This is a genomic window from Deinococcus arcticus (assembly GCF_003028415.1).
Lineage (GTDB): Bacteria > Deinococcota > Deinococci > Deinococcales > Deinococcaceae > Deinococcus > Deinococcus arcticus.
Window position 1 is genome coordinate 1 of sequence record NZ_PYSV01000002.1, and the last position, 18,762, is coordinate 18,762.

General features: G+C 69.5%; 16 protein-coding genes. 4 read left to right on the forward strand and 12 right to left on the reverse strand.

Translation table 11 applies throughout. The features are described from left to right. Positions 1-66: 66 nt before the first annotated feature. Positions 67-519, reverse strand: a complete 453-nt coding sequence (locus C8263_RS02260; protein WP_233218591.1) for a PA2169 family four-helix-bundle protein — start codon at positions 517-519, stop codon at positions 67-69. Positions 520-743: 224 nt separating this feature from the next. Between C8263_RS02260 and C8263_RS02265 the strand changes: the two genes are divergently transcribed. Continuing rightward, entirely contained in the window at positions 744-2,405 is a 1,662-nt protein-coding gene (locus C8263_RS02265) for an FAD-binding dehydrogenase (protein ID WP_107136500.1), read from the forward strand. A gap of 7 nt (positions 2,406-2,412) precedes the next feature. On the opposite strand, the gene C8263_RS02270 is transcribed toward C8263_RS02265, so the two are convergent. The 4 genes from C8263_RS02270 to C8263_RS02280 all read right to left on the reverse strand — a co-directional run bounded on the left by C8263_RS02270 (position 2,413) and on the right by C8263_RS02280 (position 7,204). Further along, complete coding sequence (locus C8263_RS02270; protein ID WP_107136501.1) at positions 2,413-3,375, reverse strand: hypothetical protein; 963 nt, start codon at positions 3,373-3,375, stop codon at positions 2,413-2,415. Positions 3,376-3,434: 59 nt separating this feature from the next. Beyond that, positions 3,435-5,699, reverse strand: a complete 2,265-nt coding sequence (locus tag C8263_RS02275) for a RelA/SpoT family protein (protein ID WP_199188296.1) — start codon at positions 5,697-5,699, stop codon at positions 3,435-3,437. 206 nt (positions 5,700-5,905) lie between these two features. Further along, the gene (locus C8263_RS19185; protein ID WP_158263724.1) at positions 5,906-6,079 is read right to left on the reverse strand and encodes a hypothetical protein; all 174 of its coding nucleotides are present in this window, start codon (positions 6,077-6,079) and stop codon (positions 5,906-5,908) included. Positions 6,080-6,247: 168 nt separating this feature from the next. Beyond that, positions 6,248-7,204 carry a hypothetical protein gene (locus tag C8263_RS02280; RefSeq protein WP_107136502.1) on the reverse strand — a complete coding sequence of 319 codons (957 nt, stop codon included), beginning with the start codon at positions 7,202-7,204 and terminating at the stop codon, positions 6,248-6,250. Positions 7,205-7,326: 122 nt separating this feature from the next. Here C8263_RS02280 and C8263_RS02285 point away from each other — a divergent pair, with 122 nt between their 5' ends. Then, complete coding sequence (locus C8263_RS02285; RefSeq protein WP_107136503.1) at positions 7,327-8,283, forward strand: DUF1152 domain-containing protein; 957 nt, start codon at positions 7,327-7,329, stop codon at positions 8,281-8,283. On the opposite strand, the gene C8263_RS18755 is transcribed toward C8263_RS02285, so the two are convergent. The 3 genes from C8263_RS18755 to C8263_RS02295 form a co-directional block, all read right to left on the reverse strand. Next, on the reverse strand, positions 8,225-8,698 hold the full coding sequence (locus C8263_RS18755) for a hypothetical protein (protein ID WP_146160556.1): 474 nt from the start codon (positions 8,696-8,698) through the stop codon (positions 8,225-8,227). The two genes, C8263_RS02285 and C8263_RS18755, sit on opposite strands and share 59 nt — an antisense overlap. Positions 8,699-8,745: 47 nt before the next feature. Continuing rightward, positions 8,746-9,954: an acyl-CoA dehydrogenase family protein gene (locus C8263_RS02290; protein ID WP_107136504.1), complete on the reverse strand. Its 1,209-nt coding sequence runs from the start codon at positions 9,952-9,954 to the stop codon at positions 8,746-8,748. A gap of 140 nt (positions 9,955-10,094) precedes the next feature. Next, on the reverse strand, positions 10,095-11,759 hold the full coding sequence (locus C8263_RS02295; RefSeq protein WP_107136505.1) for an acyl-CoA carboxylase subunit beta: 1,665 nt from the start codon (positions 11,757-11,759) through the stop codon (positions 10,095-10,097). A 71-nt stretch (positions 11,760-11,830) separates the two neighbouring features. On the opposite strand from C8263_RS02295, the gene C8263_RS02300 reads away from it, so the two are divergent. Beyond that, positions 11,831-13,189, forward strand: coding sequence for a cytochrome P450 (locus C8263_RS02300; RefSeq protein WP_107136506.1), 1,359 nt, complete (start codon positions 11,831-11,833; stop codon positions 13,187-13,189). A gap of 5 nt (positions 13,190-13,194) precedes the next feature. Here the strand turns inward: C8263_RS02300 and C8263_RS02305 are convergent, their stop codons facing one another. The 4 genes from C8263_RS02305 to C8263_RS02320 all read right to left on the reverse strand — a co-directional run bounded on the left by C8263_RS02305 (position 13,195) and on the right by C8263_RS02320 (position 17,693). Next, positions 13,195-14,082 carry a hypothetical protein gene (locus C8263_RS02305; protein ID WP_146160557.1) on the reverse strand — a complete coding sequence of 296 codons (888 nt, stop codon included), beginning with the start codon at positions 14,080-14,082 and terminating at the stop codon, positions 13,195-13,197. A gap of 571 nt (positions 14,083-14,653) precedes the next feature. Continuing rightward, entirely contained in the window at positions 14,654-15,283 is a 630-nt protein-coding gene (locus tag C8263_RS02310; protein WP_107136508.1) for a CoA transferase subunit B, read from the reverse strand. A 71-nt stretch (positions 15,284-15,354) separates the two neighbouring features. Then, positions 15,355-16,269, reverse strand: a complete 915-nt coding sequence (locus tag C8263_RS02315; protein WP_233218592.1) for an adenylyltransferase/cytidyltransferase family protein — start codon at positions 16,267-16,269, stop codon at positions 15,355-15,357. A gap of 29 nt (positions 16,270-16,298) precedes the next feature. Further along, on the reverse strand, positions 16,299-17,693 hold the full coding sequence (locus C8263_RS02320) for an MFS transporter (protein ID WP_332888912.1): 1,395 nt from the start codon (positions 17,691-17,693) through the stop codon (positions 16,299-16,301). A 55-nt stretch (positions 17,694-17,748) separates the two neighbouring features. Between C8263_RS02320 and nadE the strand changes: the two genes are divergently transcribed. Then, complete coding sequence (gene nadE / locus C8263_RS02325) at positions 17,749-18,576, forward strand: NAD(+) synthase (RefSeq protein ID WP_107136734.1); 828 nt, start codon at positions 17,749-17,751, stop codon at positions 18,574-18,576. Positions 18,577-18,762 lie beyond the last annotated feature (186 nt).

Here is an 18,762-nt window from a genome sequence, read left to right on the forward strand (position 1 = left end):
TTAACACCACCCTCCGTCGCGCGCGGCGGGGGGGTTGGGGGGGGGCCCCGCTTCTGCTGTTTCGGCTCAGCTGGCCTGCATGCTGTGCTTCATGTCGCGGATCTGGTCGTGGCTGGCCTTCACCTGGGCGTACTGCCCCTCCACAAAGGAGCGGATCTCGGCGGGCAGTTCGGCTTCTTTGAGCACGTCCTGGTAGTTCTCGACGGCCACGTCTTCCCCGCGCTCGCACTCGGCCACCACCTGATAGTCGTCGCGGCCGGTCAGGGCGTCACGCACGTTCAGCCAGGTACGGTGCAGGGCGGCGCCCACGCTGCCACCTTCGCGGGGCTTGTCACCCAGGCGGCTGATGTGGCTTTCCACATCGCCGGCCATCTGGGCGCGCTGCACGCTGCGCTCCATGAACAGCTGGCGCAACTGGGGGTCGGTGGCGTGCTCGGCCGCGTCCTTGAAGCCCTTCTCGCCGTCGCGCAGGGTGCCCAGCAGGTACTGCAGTTTGTCCAGCACAGTTTCATTCGTCATGGTCATGGTGGTGCCCTCCGTGTGGCTGAAGTGCCCCCTTGTGGGGTGAACGGCCCCAGCGTAGGGCCGGCCCCCACGGCGCACCTGACAGTTCGCCCAATGCGCTGTTCACCCAAGGTTGGGCGGCACTTTTGAGTTCTCACATCTGCGCAACCTGCACGGACGGCTAGTGGTCCGCTGGCCAATGGGTCCCGTTCCCTCCTGTGCACACTGTTTAATGACGTATGCCCACACTGGAGACGGACGTACTTGTGGTTGGCGCGGGGCTGGCCGGGCTGGTGGCCGCCGCTGAACTGGCCAATGCCGGACGGCGCGTGCTGCTGCTGGACCAGGAAGGCGAGCAGAACCTGGGCGGTCAGGCCCACTGGTCACTGGGCGGGCTGTTTTTCGTGGACAGCCCCGAGCAGCGCCGGCTGGGCATCCGCGATTCCCGGGAGCTGGCGCTGCGCGACTGGATGACCGCCGCCACCTTTGACCGTCCCGAGGACCACTGGCCCCGGCAGTGGGCGCAGGCGTATGTGGATTTTGCGGCGGGCGAAAAGCGGGCGTGGCTGCGTGGCCTGGGCCTGCGCTGGTTTCCGGCGGTGGGCTGGGCCGAGCGGGGCGGCGCGGGCGCGGGTTTGCCCGGCAACAGCGTGCCGCGCTTTCATGTCACCTGGGGCACCGGCCCCGGCGTGCTGGAACCTTTTGAGCGGCAGGTGCGCGGGCACGTGCAGGCGGGCCGGATTGGCTTTCGCTTTCGTCACCGGGTGCGCGGGCTGAATATCGAAGGCGGCGTGGTGCACGGCGTGTACGGCGACGTGCTGGAGCCCTCGGACACGGCGCGCGGGGAAAACAGTTCGCGGGTGGTGGTAGGCGACTTCAGCCTGAACGCCCAGGCCGTGCTGGTGACCTCGGGCGGGATCGGCGGCAACCACGCCCTGGTGCGCCGCCACTGGCCCGCCGAGCGGCTGGGGCCTGCGCCCGCGTTCATGGTGTCCGGCGTGCCTGCCCATGTGGACGGCGCCCTGCAACAGGCGGTGCACGCGGCCGGCGCGCGCCTGATCAACCCTGACCGCATGTGGCACTACACCGAGGGGCTGCGCAACTGGAACCCGGTCTGGCCGGGCCACGGCATTCGCATTCTGCCCGGGCCCAGCAGCCTGTGGCTGGACCCTACGGGCCGGCGGCTGCCCTTCCCCCATCTCCCGGGGGCCAGCAGCCTGGACACCCTGCAGCACATCACCCGGCACGGCTACCCCTACACGTGGTTTGTGCTCAACCGGGCCATCATCAAGAAGGAGTTTGCCCTCTCGGGCAGTGAGCAGAACCCGGATCTGACTGGCCGCAGCCTGCCGCTGACCCTGCGCCGCGCTGGCAAGGCCGTGCAGCCCCCTGTGCAGGCGTTCATGGACCGGGGCGCCGATTTCGTGGTGCGCGGCGACCTGCGGGCCCTGGTGACGGGCATGAATGAACTGACGGGCACGGATCTGGTGAACCACGGCGTGGTGGCCCAGGAAGTCCGGGACCGCGACCTGCAGCTGCGCAACGTGGCGGGCAAGGACCCACAACTGGCGGTGGTGCGGGGTGCCCGGGCCCTGCTCAGCGAGCGCCTGATCCGGGTGGCCAGGCCCGCGCCCCTGCTGGACCCGGCAGACGGCCCGCTGATCGCCGTGCGCCTGAATATCCTGACGCGCAAATCCCTGGGCGGCCTGGAAACCGACCTGCAGGGCCGGGTGCTGGGCCCCGGCGGCCAGCCCATGCCCGGCCTGTACGCGGCGGGCGAGGTGGCAGGCTTCGGGGGCGGCGGGCTGCACGGCTACCGCGCGCTGGAAGGCACCTTTCTGGGCGGCTGCCTGTTCAGCGGGCGCGTGGCCGGGCGGGCCATAGCAGCGGCAGTCAGGTAGGCGGCCCTCACAGCGCCAGGGTAAACGGCGTCTCCAGCCCGGCCTGGGCCGCCTCCCGGGCCACTTGCGGCGCGTAGCTCAGCGCCAGGGTGGCCTGGTAGGTGCGCCGGGCGAGGTCGCGTTCGCCCTGGGCGTCGCGCACCTGCCCCAGCCGCGCCAGCACCAGCCCCGGCAGACTGCGCGGCAGGTGGTCGGTCAGGGCGTGCGCGGCGCGTTCCAGCCGGGCGCGGGCCGCTGCCAGTTCGCCGGCCGCCAGGTAGATGTGTGCCTCGGCGGCGTCCAGTTCGGCGCGGGGGGTCACGGCGTCGCCACCCTCGCGCGCCAGGGCCGCCAGCAGGCTGCCCAGGTCGTCGGCCTCGCCCAGCTGCCACGCGCGGTCGGCCAGGGCGCGCAGGCGGCTGGTCTCGCCGGGCACAAAACCGCTCAGATCAGGCAACTGGGCGCCGGGCAGCGCGGGTAACAGCCCCGGCAGGTCGTCCAGAGGCACCAGCGCCACGCCGCCCTGACCGGCCAGGGCCTGCCCCGTTTCTCCCAGGCGCCGCGCACGCCAGCGGGTGCCGGGGCCCTCGTCCAGGGCAGTGCGTTCGGCGTCCAGCAGGGTCTGAAGCTGGGCCAGCAGCCCAGGGCTGACGGCCTGGGGCAACGTCAGGGGTGCGGTCACCAGGGCCGCCAGATCGCGTCCGGCCTGCGCGGCCTGCCTCAGGCGCTCGCGGCCCTGGGGGTACTGGCCCAGAAACGACAGCAGCTGTTCGTGCTCGGCGTCGGCCCAGGCCCAGTCAGGAGCCACCTCCTGAAGCTGGATTCCAGCGGCGGGCAGCGCGTCGCGCAGGGGGTGGTCGGGGTCGGGGCCCGTGGCCCAGTGCACCTCCCGCGTGCCCAGGTGGCGCAGGGCTTCAACCACCGTGCCGGCGTTGAACTGCGGCTGCAGCCGCAGCAGGTCGCCCAGATCCGGCAGCAGGGTCAGGGACACAGGGGCCTCGGGGGGTGGGCGGAGCGCAGGCGCATGGCCCGCAGTCTAGAGTGCGCCCGCTACGAGCCGGCGCCGTTGCGCTTGCGCCCGCCCACCCGCACCACATCCGTCACGCCGGGCACAGCCAGAATGGCCCGGCGCACCGCTTCCAGGTCGCCCTGACCGGCCACATGCAGCCGCAGGTGAATCACGGCAATCTCTTCCTGGCCCACCACGGCCTCCACCTTGGTGGGGCTGTGCTTCTCGCGCGCCAGCACGCCCAGCACGTCGGCCAGCAGGCCCTGCCGGTCCGGTGCCACCACGTCCACATCCACCAGCATGGTGCCCGCCGTACCCGCTTCCCAGGAGGCCGCCACGCAGCGCTCGGGTTCGTCCTTGAGCAGCCGGATCATGTTGGGGCAGTCAATGCGGTGCACGCTGACACCGCGCCCACGGGTGAGGTAGCCCATGACCTGATCGCCGCGAATGGGATTGCAGCACTGGCTGAGCTTGGTGGTGGTGGTAAAGCCCTCCACGTACACGCCGCCGGGCTCGGGGGCCCGGGGCACCGGCGCGCGGCGGCTGGCGCTGGGGGCCTGTTCCTGGGCCAGCTGCGGCGAGAGCACGCGCCCCACGCCGCTGGGCGTCAGCTTGCCGGCGTGCAGCGCCTGATACAGGTCGTCGGGGTTGCGGGTGCCCAGCAGCTTCTGGGTGGCGTCTTCAAGCAGCTTGGTGCGCATCAGCTGGCGCACGGCCAGCTGCCGCTTGCGCAGGTAGCGCTCCAGCAGGTCGTGGCCGTGCTGCAGGGCCTCGGTGCGTTCCTGCTGGCGGAAATGGTGGCGAATCTTGGCGCGTGCCGAGCGGGTAACCGTGAAGTTCAGCCAGTCCTTGCTGGGGTGGCCGTTCTTGCTGGTCACGATTTCCACCATGTCGCCGTTGCCCAGCCGGTGCGACAGGGGCACAATCGAGCCGTTCACCCGCGCACCCACGGTGGTTTCGCCAATGCGGGTGTGAATGTGGTACGCGAAATCAATGGGTGTGCTGCCCGCCGGCAGGCTGATCGCCAGGCCCTTGGGCGTAAAGACGCGCACCCGCTGCGACAGGATGTCGGTTTTCACCGCGTCCATATAGTCCGAGGCGTCGTTGATCTCGTTTTGCAGCTCGCGCAGCTGGGCAATCCAGTTTTCGCGGTCCCGGGCAGCCAGCTGCGAGCCCTGCTTGTACATCCAGTGCGCGGCAATACCGAATTCCGCGACCTCGTGCATGCGCCGGGAGCGAATCTGCACCTCGATAGGCTGGCCGCTCTGGGAAATCACCGTGGTGTGCAGCGACTGGTAGCCGTTGGGTTTGGGGACCGCGATGTAATCCTTGAAACGCCCCGGCAGCGGTGTCCAGATGGAATGCACGATGCTGACCGTGTGGTAACAGATGCGCTTCTCGCGGGTGGCCTCGGCGCGCTCCCGGCGGGCCTCGTCGGTACCGGGGGGCACCACGAGGTCACGGGGGGTCAGCATCACGCGGATGGCCAGCAGGTCAAAAATCTGCTCCAGCGCCTTGCCCTCGCGCTTCATCTTGTTGTGGATGCTCCACAGGTGTTTGCTGCGCCCGGCAATATCAATGTCCGAGACCCATTCCGGGAGTTCCAGGTCGTCTTCCAGGGCGGCGCGCAGATCGGCCACGGCGCGGGTAATCAGGGCGTCGCGCTCTTCCTGGCGGGTGCGCAGGCGCGAGCGCAGATACGCGTAGTCATCCGGGTGCAGGTACTGAAAACTCAGGTCTTCCAGTTCCCATTTGATCTGCCCGATGCCCAGGCGGTGGGCCAGCGGCGCGAAGATGTCCATGGTTTCCCGGGCAATGCGCACCTGCTTTTCGGGCTTCATGGCGCCCAGCGTGCGCATGTTGTGCAGGCGGTCGGCCAGCTTCACCACGATGATGCGGATGTCGCCGGTCATGGCAATGAGCATCTGGCGCAGGTTCTCGGCCTGCACGTCGCGCCCGGTCTCGCTCACCTCGGCGCTCTGCGAGCCCTGCTTGGAGAGCTTGCTGACCTTGGTCTCCCCTTCCACAATGCGCCGGACATCCGGCCCGAACTGGCTTTCGATCAGCTCGAAGGTCACGCCGTCCACATCCTCGACGGTGTCGTGCAGCAGCCCGGCCATGATGCTGTCGGTGTCCATGCCCAGCCGGGCCAGAATGACCGCCACCGCCACGGGATGCGTGATGTAAGGCTCGCCACTCTTGCGGCTGACCCCATCGTGGGCGTCGCGCGCAAAGGCGTAGGCCGCTTCAATCCTCGCCCGGTCGTCTTCCGGGCGAGACGCGATCAGCGCGCGCAGCTCTCCCATTCCATGATCGCCATCCACCACGCCCCGCAGAATAGCGCCTGAACGCGGCGGCGCATTTCCGCGCCGCGCCGGCACACCCGAAGCCGGCACGTGTGGCCCAGGACGACTGGCCCTCATCCAGGCTGCCCGCCACCCGGCACAGAACACGCCCACCGCTGGAACGGTGGGCGAGGGAAGGGCAGAAAGAGAAGAATCCAGTGATCCAATCAGCGGCGCTGTCGCTCGCGCACGCGGACGGGCACCGGCACGGGCTGGGGTTGCGGGCTCCCCTGGAGCACCTCGCGCAACCACTCCACAAATTCGCGCAGGCCCTTCATGTCGCCATTGTAGGCCCCCCGGTCTGACACAGATGGCACGGGGCTTACGATGATTTCATTCATGGATGAACGTTAAGCGGTCACCTGCCGTGCGGTCTCCTGCAGTTGGGCACAGCGCAGCGCCTAGCCCAGCTGGAGCTGGAGACCGGCAGGGGCAGGGGGCGAGGCCTCGTGTGGTTCCAGTGGGGCCGCTTCTGGGCCAGGGCCCTCCACCGGGCCCCCCAACCGCCCTCAGTACAGGTCCTCCACCTTCTCGACCGTGATGACCAGATCGGCGCTCTCGTCGCTGCGGTCGCCGGGCAGGGTCCAGGAGGTGGGGCCCTGTGGTTTGGCCTGCACCGCCCCCAGCAGGTCAAACTTGGCGCCGGGATGGCGCCAGAGCAGATCGTCCTTGGACGCCGAATCGCGGTCAATGACCAGCCCGCCCACCGCCAGGAACCGGGCATCGGCACTGGCGAAGGGAATATCCACAATCACCGTCTCACCGGCAAACTGCGCCCCCTTTCCGGCGGAGGTGTTGGCCAGCCTCAGATCACCGCTGCCCGTCCAGATGCTGGCGTACAGTTCCAGGGTGTTGTCGGCAAAGCCGTCGTCCGCATTGGTGACCACGAGGCGGCTGCTGACCCGCACGCGGACGCCCGTGGGCTTGGGCGGCTGCGCCGGCTGAACAGGTTGGGCGCTCTGGGCACCGGGCGGGGGCCAGATGCCCTTGTTCAACGTGAGGGTCATGGTGCGGAAGCCCCCCACGTTGATGCCTGTGGCGACCAGCACCTCGCCAGCTGGCGTGAACTTCACCGGCGCGGGGGGCCGCCCCAGGAAGTTCTTGCCGTCCAGTTTCAGCCCCACCAGCGCGCTACCGTCCGGGTTCAGGGCGAGGCTGAGGGTGGCCCCGGTGTTTAAAAACGGCTTGCCTGTGTTCCAGAGCACCGGAAACTCGCCGGTGAGCTGGGGCGCGCCCGCTGCGCCGCCCAGGTTCAGCGGGCCGCTGCCGTAGGCCACCACCGTGCGGTCGGCCGTCTGGGCGGGCAGGGCCGAGACCAGCGTGACTGTCGCGTACACCACGGCGCGCGTGTCCTTGGCTACGGTGCCGGTGCGGGCATAGTTCAGGGCGTCCGAGACCAAGGGAATGGACTGGGCCAGGGCGCTGCCAGAGAGCAGCAGGGCAGCACTGAGCAAAATTCGGTTCATAGCGCACCTCCACAGAAGCCGCAGCTTCATGACCCGGAGGATGCCAGGGCCAGAGTTACGCGGGCGTTGCAGCGCAGGGCCAGCCGGCGCAAAGCTTCGGGGCCAGTCTGAGAGAATAGGCCATGCTCAGCGCGCTGCAGCCCCCGTTTTTCTGTGAACTGGCCTCCAGCCAGCGCATTCTGATTGCGGGGATGGGGGGCGGCTTTGACGTGTTTTGCGGCCTGCCACTGTACTTTGCCCTGAGGGCCGAGGGCAAAGCGGTGTTTCTGGCGAATTATTCGTTTACCAGCCTGCCATATGTGCCCCGGCCCCCTCTAGCGCAGGCCGTCTTTGAGGTAACCCCGGAGCTGTTGGTCACGCCGGGCGACTACTTTCCCGAATACTGGCTGAGCCGCTGGCTGCGTACCCAGGGCGAGCCGGACACCGTGTACGCCTTTCGCAAGGTGGGCGCCGCGCCCCTGAAGACCGCTTACGAAGCGCTGGTCCGGCATCTGCAGGTGGACACCGTGCTGCTGGTGGACGGCGGCACCGATTCCCTGATGCGCGGCGACGAGGCTGGCCTGGGCACGCCGCACGAGGACGCCGCCAGCCTCGTCGCCGTGAACGAACTGAGCGGCGTTCACAAATTGCTGGCCTGCCTGGGCTTTGGCATTGACGCCTTTCACGGAGTCTGCCACGCGCAGTATCTGGAGGCGGCAGCGGAACTGAGCCGGGCTGGCGCGTACCTGGGCGCCTTCAGCCTCACGCCGGAGATGCCCGCCGTCCAGAAATACCGCGACGCCTGCGAGGCCGTCTTTCAGATGATGCCCCGGTACACCAGCATCGTGAACAGCAGCATTCTGAGCGCGGTGGACGGGCAGTACGGTGACCACCACGCCACCAGCCGCACCCAGGGCAGCGAACTGTGGATCAACCCCTTGATGGGCCTGTACTGGACCTTTGAGCTGGGCGCGGTGGCGCGGCGGCTGCAGTATTACGACGCCATGCGCGCCACCCAGACCCTGACCGACGTGGGCCGGGTCATTGAGGTGCACCGCGACGGGGTGCCGATCCGGCCCTGGGCCGCGATTCCGGTGTAAAGAGATCCAGGGTGACGTTCCAGAGTTTCCCCTCGTGGACGGACAACAGCGCACCGGAAGGGCTCTGCCAGAGCTGACTTTCCCCTTCTTCCAGAACCAGGGCAAGCGGGATACCCTGGGCCTGGCACCAATGCAGCAACCGGTCTCTGTCCTGCACCCAATCGAAGCCGCACCAGTTGATGAGGTCGGACGGCCCGTGCGGGGCGGTGAGTTCAAGGCTGTCCAGCTGGCCTTTGAGAAACCAGAAGACAAGATTGCCCTGCATGAGCTGCGCGGCATTCTTACTTGTTGCGGCGGCGTCAAAGGGCACGCGGAACCGGAGAAGCACATGTTCCATCCGGTCATCGGGCCGCAGGGGGAGGTTGCTACGTGCGGTCAGCAAGGTGCGGAGCGAAATGGTGTTGAGGCGCGGCACCATCCCAGGATGGCCGCCGCGCCTCAAACTGAAATCTGTCTCCTGGCTTACTGCGCGAAGCGCTTGAGCACGTCGCGGCTGATGACCAGACGCTGCACCTCGTCGGTGCCCTCGCCAATGCGCGTCAGGCGGTTGTCCCGCCAGAAGCGCTCCACGGGGTACTCCTTGATGTAGCCGTAGCCGCCCAGCATCTGGATGGCCTCGTCGCAGGCTTCCACGCCCACCGTGGTGGCGTACAGCTTGGCGCGGGCCACGGGCACCGTGAAGTTCATGCCCGCGTCTTTCAGGTCGGCGGCCTTGCGGATCAGCAGGCGGGCGGCTTCCAGCTTGGTGTCCATATCGGCCAGTCGGAAGGCGAGGTTCTGGTTGTGGGCAATGGGCTTGCCAAACTGCTCGCGGCCCATCGTGTAGCGCGCGGCGTACTCGTAGGCGGCGCGGCCCAGGCCCAGGCCCATGGCCGCAATGCCCACGCGGCCGCCGTCCAGCACCTTCATGACGTCCTTGAAGGCGTTGCCGCGCTCGCCCAGCAGGGCGTCAGCAGGGAGGTGGATGTCTTCAAAAATCAGCTGCGCGGTGTCGCTGCTGCGCAGGCCCAGCTTGTCTTCCTTGCGGCCAATCGAGAAGCCCTGCACCTCGTCGCGGTTGAACACGAACGCCGAGATGCCGTCGTTCTTGCCCTTGCCGGGGCGCGCGGCGTCGGTGCGGGCCAGGATCACGTAGGTGCCGCCCACGCTGCCCTGGGTGATGAAGTTCTTGGAGCCGTTCAGAATCCAGCTGCCGTCGGCCTGCTCTACGGCGCGCGACTGCATGCCGCCGCTGTCACTGCCGCTGCCGGGTTCGGTCAGGCCCCAGGCGCCCAGTTTCGTGGCGCTGGCGAGGTCGGGCAGGAACTTGGCCTTTTGCGCCTCGGTGCCGCCAATCAGGATGTGGCCCTGGCACAGACTGTTGTGGCTGGCCACCGTCAGGCACAGGCTGCCGTCCACCGCCGCCACCTCCTCAATGATCATGGCGAAGGTGGCGGTGTCCAGGCCAGCGCCGCCGTATTCCTCGGGCGTCTGGGCGCCCATGATGCCCATTTCGCCCAGCTCGCGCACGATCTCGAAGGGAAATTCGCCGGTCTGGTCACGCTCGGCGGCGCCGGGCTCGACCTTGTTCTTCAGAAAGGCCTTGAGGGCACTGATGATGGTGCGCTGGTCGTCATTGAGGGGGGCGGTGTTGGGGTTGGCGGCGTCGGGGCGGGACAGGGTGCTGGTCATGGGGGCTCCTTTGGAGGGTGGATGATTGAAAGTTGATGGTTGATAGAGGGGAGGGCGGTGACTGCAGAAGGGCGGGACAGGGAAAAGGGTTGACGCATCTGCTTTTTCCATCAACCTTCAACCATCTCCCATCACCGTCTTCAGACCTGAAACACGCCCACCCGGAATTCCTCCTGCACCGGGTTCTGGGCGCAGGCTTCCAGGGCACGGATCAGGCGGTCGCGGGTGTCGTTGGGGGGAATGATCTCGTCCACCCACAAGCGGGCGGCGGCGTAGCGGGGGTCGAGTTCGGTGTCGTACTTGGCCTTCACTTCGTCGTACAGGCGCTGCAACTCTTCATCGTCGGGCTGGTGACCACTGCGCTTGAGGGCCGCCAGCTGAATGTCCAGCAGGGTCTTGGCCGCCGCGTTGCCGCTCATGACGGCGTACTTGGCACTGGGCCAGGCAAACAGGAAGCGTGGGGCGTAGGCCTTGCCGTTCATGGCGTAGTTGCCGGCCCCAAAGGAACCGCCTGTGATGATGGTGATTTTGGGCACCACGGAGTTACTGACTGCGTTCACCAGCTTGGCGCCCCGGCGGATAATGCCTTCCTGTTCACTGTCGCGGCCCACCATGAAGCCGGTCACGTCGCTCAGGAACACCAGCGGCACCCCGGCCTGGTTGGCGTCCATGATAAAGCGCGCGGCCTTGTCGGCGGAGTCGCCGTAGATCACGCCGCCCACCTCAATCCGCGTGCGCAGGCCGGGCTCGCCGCCGCTCTTGAGCTTCTTCTTGATCACCGTGCGCTGGTTGGCCACGAACGCCACCGGGTAGCCGCCCGCACGCGCGAAGCCGCACACCAGCGTCTCGCCGTATTCCGGCTTGAACTCATGGAACTCGCCGCCGTCCACCAGTGTCTTAATCAGGTCGCGCACGTCGTAGGTCTTGCCTCCGTCAAAGCCCACCAGCTCGGTGAGGTCGCGCGCCGGGGCAGGCACGGTCTCCTTGCGCCGCCTGGCGAAGGGAGCCACGTCACCCTGCGCGTACAGGTCGGCCAGGGCGCGGATGCGTTTCAGGGCGGCCTCGTCGTCGGGTTCCTTGTAGTCCACGGTGCCGGCGATGGCGGCGTGCATGCTGGCCCCGCCCAGGTCCTCGCTGTCCACGACCTGCCCAATGGCCGCCTTCACCAGCGCGGGCCCGGCGAGGTACAGCCCCGAACCCTCGGTCATGATCAGGGTGTCGCACATGACCGGCAGGTACGCCCCGCCCGCCACGCAGTTGCCCATGATGGCGGCGATCTGCGGAATCCCGCGCGCGCTCATGCGGGCATTCAGGTAGAACACGCGCCCGAAGTCGTCCTGATCCGGGAAAATCTCGTCCTGCATGGGCAGATACACGCCGGCGCTGTCCACCAGATACACCACTGGCAGGTGGTTTTCCAGGGCGATGGTCTGCGCGCGGATCACCTTCTTGGCGGTGATGGGAAAAAAGGCGCCGGCTTTGACAGTGGCGTCGTTGGCCACGATCATCCACGGGCGCCCGGCGATGGTGCCGATGCCCGTGACCGTGCCGCCCGACGGGCAGCCGCCCACATCCTCGTACATGCCGTCGCCCGCAAAGGTCATCAGTTCGTCAAAGGGGGTGCCCTCGTCCACGAGCCGCGCAATGCGTTCCCGGGCGGTCAGACGGTTCTTGTCATGCTGGCGCTGCTGGGCCTTGGGGCCGCCGCCCGCGCGCACCCGCGCCTGATCGGCGGCGAGGCGGCTCAGGGCGTCAGGCCAGGGGGCGGGCGGCGCGGCGGGCGCGCTGGGGTCGGTCTGCGTCATCTGTGGGACTAGTCTAACAAACGCCCGTTAGGACAAGTGGGGGCCAGGCAACAGGGGTCATACTGGGCACCATGACCCCTCCCGCTGGCTGGCCCGCTGGACCGCGCCCCCGGGGGCCGCTGGCACCCTGGCTGGGCCACGTGCCCGAACTGCGCCGCGACGCCCTGGGCTTCCTGCGCCACAGCCGGGCCGCCTACGGTGACCTGTTCCGCATTCGGCTGGGCCCGCGCGACGTGCTGGTGGTGGCCTCGCCGGAGGCGGCGCGCGAAGTGCTGGTGGACAAGGGCGCCTGCTTTCGCAAGGGGCGCGGCATTCAGAAGATGCGGCCCTTTCTGGGCACCGGCCTGCTGACCGCCGAGGGCGAGCCCTGGCGCACCCACCGCCGCCTGATGCAGCCAGCCTTTCACCGCGCCGCGCTGGAGGGCATGGCGGGAGCCATTGCGGCGGCCACCACGCCCCTGCTGGCGCGGCTACACGGCGCAGCGGCGCGCGGCGAAACCGTGGATGTGGGCCGCGAGATGCTGCACGTGACCCTGCGCGCGGTGGCCGCCGTGCTGTTCGGCACTGCCCTGGGCGACGAGGACCTGGCGGTGGTGGAGCGCGAACTGCCCCCGCTGCTGGCGCGCACCGCCGACCGGGTGCGCTCGCCCGTGGACTGGCGCCTGCCCACCCCCGCAGAGCGCCGGGCGCAGGCGGCGGGCGCGGCGCTGGACCAGGTGGTGCACCGCATCATCGCCGCGCGGCGCCTGGCGGGGCCCGGCGGCCATGACCTGCTGGGCCAGCTGCTGGCCGCCCGCGATGAAGGCGGCGCCGGCCTGAGCGACGCCGAACTGCGCGACGAGGTCATGACGCTGTTTCTGGCGGGCCACGAGACCACCGCCACCCTGCTGACCTTTCTGTTCCTGACGCTCGCGCGCCACCCGGATGTGCGCGCCCAGCTGCAGGCCGAGGTGCGCGGGGCCCTGGGCAGCGGTGCGCCCAGCGCCGCGCAGGTGCGCGCCCTGCCGCTGCTGCAGGCGTGCTTGCAAGAAACGCTGCGCCTGTACCCGCCCGCGTGGCTGCTGCCCCGGCAGGCCAGCGGGCCGGTGACGGTGGGCGGCGTGCCGCTGGAGGCCGGCGCCCATGTGAGCGTGAATGTCTTTCTGGTGCAGCGCAACAGCCGTCACTGGCCGCAGGCCCACCAGTTTCGCCCGGACCGCTGGCTGGGCCTGACCCGCACCCCCGACGCCTTCATACCCTTTGGCGCGGGGGCCCGGATGTGCATTGGCAACCACCTCGCGCTGCTGGAAGCGGCCCTGATTGCCGCGCTGGTGCTGCGCGACTTCACGCTGGACGTGCCCGGCGGCGGCCCGCAGGGGCTGGCCCCGGGCCTGACCCTGAAGCCGGACGGGCCGGTGCTGGCGCAGGTCCAGGCGCTGGCCGGCGACTGAGCGGGCTATGGCCCCAGCGCCCCGGCAAGGGCCGGGGACAGGTGCGGCAATTCGGGAAAGACCACCCAGCCGGGCCAGCGGTAGGGGCGGTGAACACGCAGGTCGCCGGAGGGGGGCGGGGCAGGCACCCAGGGGGTGAGCTTGCGGTGCTCGCCCGGGGTGAAGACGGCGGCGTAAGCCCGCATCCCGGGACGTACCCGTTCGGTCAGGTAAACCACCAGCAGCGGCGCACTGGGCCGCAGACTCAGGGGACGGGGCCGGCCGTGGCGGTCCTGAAAACAGCGCGTCACACTGGCCTGCACGCCGTCTATCACGAAGCTGGCCGGCAATTCGGCGCGGCCCGGAATCAAGCTGGGTTTCCTGGCCCAGTAGCGCTGGTCGGCGCTGGCGCCCGAAAAGCCGCTGCCGGGGCGCAGGAACGAATCGGTTTGCAGGCCCCGGCAGTCCACCCGCACGGCAGGCGCAAAGGCGAAGAGCAGCACCCCGGCCCCCAGCAGCCAGGGCGCCGCCGGACTGGCCCGCAGCGAGGCAGGCGCGCTGCGGGCCAGCCGCCACGCCAGGGTGCCCAGCAGCCCAGCGGCGACGGCCCCCACCCCCAGCAGCGCCAGCGCGCCGTTCAGGCCGATAGGCAGGGGATTGTGGGGCGAGCGCACCATGCCCACCAGCAGCAGGCCGCCGCCCAGCAGCCACAGTCCCCCGGCCGTCAGCACCAGCAGGGCCAGGACACGCAGAAAGCCGGCCACGCCCCGGGCCCCGCTGGCCCCGGCCGCCAGTGCCAATGCTGCGCCAAACACCACCGCCAGCACGGCGCCCCCCGGCAGCCCAAACAGGCCCCAGCCCAGCCCGTAGCCCAGTGGCAGGGCCAGCAGGGGGAACAGGAAGGCGCGGCGCATCTGCCGCAGCATAAGAGGAACGGCCTTGCTGCGCGTATGGAGTTGACCACTCGGCCAGAGCTGCGCGGCGCCCGGGGTACCTCATCACCGTTGTCGGAGCGCTCCAGTAGACGCTTTTTTCCAGCGCCTTGATCCTTCATCCGGGCCGCCTCTGCTGCCAAAGCCTCCTGGGAAGCGCGCAGGGGTGCTGTTCCATCGCTGCAGCTCCGTCTTCTGTCGTCTTTGCTCTGCGGCGCAGCGCTGCGCGTATGCTCACCCCTTGCCCGCAGCTCACCTGAGTTCCGTCTCATACGGACTGCCGTCCATTTCCGTAACATCCGGGAAGAAGGGGGATGTTCCCCGCCTTCGGCGCTGCTCCAGCCCAATTCCCGGAAATCCGCATTTGTTCCTTCTCTGCTCCGCAGCTCTTCGAGTCCCTCCGGTCGAAAAAATTCCGGAACACATGACGGAATTTTTCGGAAGCCGTCTCAGCGGGGGTTCTGTCCTGGTCCTCTCCCATGCTGGAACCCGGCGCGTGGCGCCGCAGCGGAAAGGGGCCCCCGGAGGCGCCCCTGATCGGCCCTCCCTGCGTTTACGCCAAGACGGGCGCGCCGGTCCTGGCCTGCAACTCTTCCAGGCTCACGCCGGGAGCCAGTTCCACCAGTTTCAAGCCCTCAGGGGTCACGTCCAGCACGCCCAGATCGGTGATAATCCGGTTCACCACGGCCTTGCCGGTCAGGGGCAGGGTGCATTCGCGCAGAATCTTGTGGGCGTCGCCTTTGGCGGTGTGTTCCATCAGCACCACCACGCGCTGCACGCCGGCCACGAGGTCCATGGCGCCGCCCATGCCCTTGACCATCTTGCCGGGAATCATCCAGTTGGCCAGGTCACCGTGTTCGCTCACCTGCATGGCGCCCAGAATGGCGAGGTTCACGTGCCCGCCCCGGATCATGGCAAAGGAATCCGCGCTGGAAAAGAAACTGGCGCCGGGCAGGGCCGTGACCGTCTGCTTGCCCGCGTTGATCAGGTCCGGGTCCACCTCGGCCTCGGTGGGAAAGGGGCCAATGCCCAGCAGGCCGTTTTCGCTCTGCAGCATCACCGACACCCCTTCAGGAATGTGGTTGGCCACCAGCGTGGGCAGGCCGATGCCCAGGTTCACGTAATAGCCGTCACTCAGTTCGCGCGCGGCGCGGGCCGCCATCTCGTCTCGGGTCCAGGGCATAGAGGCCTCCTTGGGGCACAGGGTTCGGGGTGGAAATCCGCTGGCAGCTTGCGGCGCCGCGCAGGGAAGTGTCAAGCCGGGACGGGCGCCGCGTCCAGGCCCAGGCGGCGCAGGATGACCGCGTGGTCCTCGAAAAAGGCGTGCGGGCGCTGCAGGGCGCGGTCCAGCAACATGGGCCGGGTGCCGGGGAGCGGCGCTGTCACCGGCACCACATGGGCCACCGCCGGCCACCCCAGCGACCGGCCCGGGTGGTCGAAGACGGCCGCCGCTGAGGGGGTCGCAGCCCCCGGGGACTGCATTTCTCCCGGCAGCGCCAGCAGCCCCGCGCCGATAGGCCCCGGGCGGCGCCCCAGCCAAATGCGCGCGGTTCCGCCCGCGCCCGCGTGGTCCACGAACAGGCGCAGCACCTCATGGCGGGGATCAGATCCACGCAGGGCCGCCTGCTCGGCCTGCACCGCCTGGAACTCGGCCTGCAGGCGTGCGAAAGCCGGGCCAGCCCGGAACGCCTGCAAAAAGGCGGCCACCGGGATCGGGGTCCAGTCCGCAAGGGCCCTGCCCTCAAACAGGGCGGCCCGCAGCGCCGTAGCGTTCAGGGCGCCCCGGGCGGGCACTGGACTCAGGCGCCACTCGGGAAACCAGCGCAGGTAGGCGCTACTGGCGTCCTTTTCGAAGCCGGTCAGCACCACCTCGGCGGCCCCGGTGAGCCGGGCCACGCCCTCCACCTCGGCGCGCACCCGGGCGGCCCAGCGCGCGGCGTCGAACTCATCGGGCAGGGGGCGCAGGTGCAGCCCGCGCCGGGGCACCCCCTGGGCGGCCAGGGCGCGGCGAATCAGGCGGGCACGCTCGGCAGCGGTCCAGGGGTTTTTATGGCTGCGGGCCAGATTGGCGCTGCCCAGCAGCACCAGCAGCTGCCCGTGGCTGGCCAGCGCCGCGCGCATGGTGTGCAGGTGCGCGGCGTGCGGCGGCTGAAAGCGCCCGATATACACCGCCAGCGTTCCGCCTGACCGCGCCGCGTTCAGTGCCGCTCTCCGTCCGGCAGGGGGCAGCCGCGCGTTTCGATGCCAATGCCCCAGATGCACCCGGCCGAGATGATAAAGGCGGCGGCAAACACGGTGAGCGCCTGCCCCAGGTGGCCGCCCAGCAGCGCGGCGGCGGCCAGGGGCGAGAGCACACTGGCCAGGCGCCCAAACGCACTCACCATACCCATGCCCCCGGCGCGCAGTGGGGTGGGGAACAGTTCGGGGGTGTAGGCGTACAGCGCGCCCCAGCCGCCCAGCAGCGACGCCGAGAGCAGCGCGGAGGTGAGCAGCACCCCCACTGCCGACTCGCCGGCCAGCAGAAACAGGTAGGCCCCCGCCGCGCTGGCCAGCATGAAGCCCATCAGCGTCACGCGCCGTCCCACCCACTCAATCAGCAGCGAGGCCAGCAGATAGCCCGGAATCTGGGCAATGGCCAGAATCATGGCGGTGCGGTAGGTTTCCCCCAGGTCCACCCCGTGGGTGCGCAGGTAGGCCGGTAACCACGAGAAGATGCCGTAGTAGCCCAGGCTCATGCCAAACCACGCGCCCGCCAGCAGAAAGGTGCGGTCGCGCCACCCCGGGCCCAGCAGGTCGCGGTGGCGGGCCGCCGCTGCACCGGGAGGCGCGGGGCTCAGGGGGGCGGTGGGCAGGGCGCGGCGGTTGACCCGGGCCACCACCGTCAGGGCCGCGCGGGCCTCGTCCAGACGGCCGCGCACCTGCAGCCAGTAGGGCGAATCCGGTACGCCGGCACGCACCAGCAGGCCCACCACTCCTGGCAGGGCGGCCAGGGCCAGCAGCCAGCGCCAGCCCGCTTCGGGGGGCAGCAGCGCGCTCAGGCCGTAGGCCAGCGCCGCCAGCGCCAGGGTCCCCACCGCCCAGAAACTTTCCAGCAGCACCAGAAAGCGCCCGCGCCGCGCCGGGGGCAGAAATTCCGAGAGCAGCGAGTAATCCACCGGCATGGTGCCGCCCACCGCAAACCCCGTGAGCACCCGGGCCACAAACAGCACCTCCACGCTGGGCGACAGCGCCCCCAGCAGGCCGAACACCACCCCCAGCACCGTGGTGGTCAGAAAGACCGGGCGGCGGCCCAGGCGGTCGGCCAGCAGGCCCCAGAAGGGCGCGCCCAGCAGCATGCCAAGAAAGGTGGCCATCAGGAGCGGCACGGGGCTGCCCGGCAGACCCAGATCGGCGGTGATGCCGCGCAGGGCAAAGCCCATGACCAGCACCTCCATGGCCGCCGCCGCGAAGGTGAGGCCGCAGATCAGCAGCAGCCGCACCTGAAAGCGGCCGGTGCCCAGGGCGGCCAGGGCGCTGTCCACGCTCTGGGTGCCGGGCGGGGGCGCGGGCGCAGCGTGGGCCGGCAGGCGCAATCGGGTGGGCGGCTCGGTCACGCCCTCCAGTGTAGGCGCCCCGGGGGCCCCAAGAACGCCGTGCCATACTGCGCCCGTGGTCAGTTTGAGGGACAGCATTCGGCGTGAACTGGGGGTGCAGCCGGCCATCACCCCGGCCGCCGAGGTGGAGCGGCGCGTGGCGTTTCTGTGCGCCTACCTGCAGGCCTCGGGCACCCGGGGCTTCGTGCTGGGCATCAGTGGCGGGCAGGACAGCACGCTGGCCGGGCGCCTGTGCCAGCTGGCCGCCCAGCGGCTGCGGGCCGGGGGCGCAGCTGCCCAGTTCGTGGCGGTGCGCCAGCCCTACGGCGTGCAGGCCGACGAGGCCGACGCGGCGCGGGCCCTGGCGTTTATTCAGCCCGACCGCACGGCGACCGTGAACATCCAGGCGGCGGCCGACGCGGCGGCGCAGGCGGCGGGCGCGGCCCTGGGCACGCCGCTGCGCGACTTCGTGCGCGGCAACGTGAAGGCCCGGCTGCGCATGGTGACCCAGTACGCGCTGGCCGGGCAGGAGGGCCTGCTGGTGGTGGGCACTGACCACGCCGCCGAGGCCCTGACCGGCTTTTTCACCAAGTACGGCGACGGCGGCGTGGACGTGACCCCGCTAAGCGGCCTGACCAAACGCCAGGGCGCGGCGCTGCTGGCGTCCCTGGGCGCCCCGCCTGAAACCTGGCAGAAGGTCCCCACCGCCGACCTGGAAGACGACCGCCCCGGCCTGCCCGACGAGGCCGCCCTGGGCGTAACCTACGCGCAGATTGACGACTACCTGGAGGGCCAGCCAGTGCCGGATGAGGTGGCCGCGCGACTGGAAGAGCTGTACCGCGCCACCCGCCACAAGCGCGCGCAGCCGGTGTCACCCCTTGATGACTGGTGGCAGGCAGAGTAGGCGCCAGAGAGGGGGCAGGGACCCCCGCGAGCACGTTCATACGGCCGTCCGTCCATGTCCGTCACCTCCGGGAAGAAGGGGATGTTCCCCGCCTTCGGCTGGGGGCGATCCACTTCCCGGACATCCGTCCCTGTTCCTGATGTGCTCCGCAGCGCTGCGAGTCCCTCTGGTCGGAACAATTCCGTC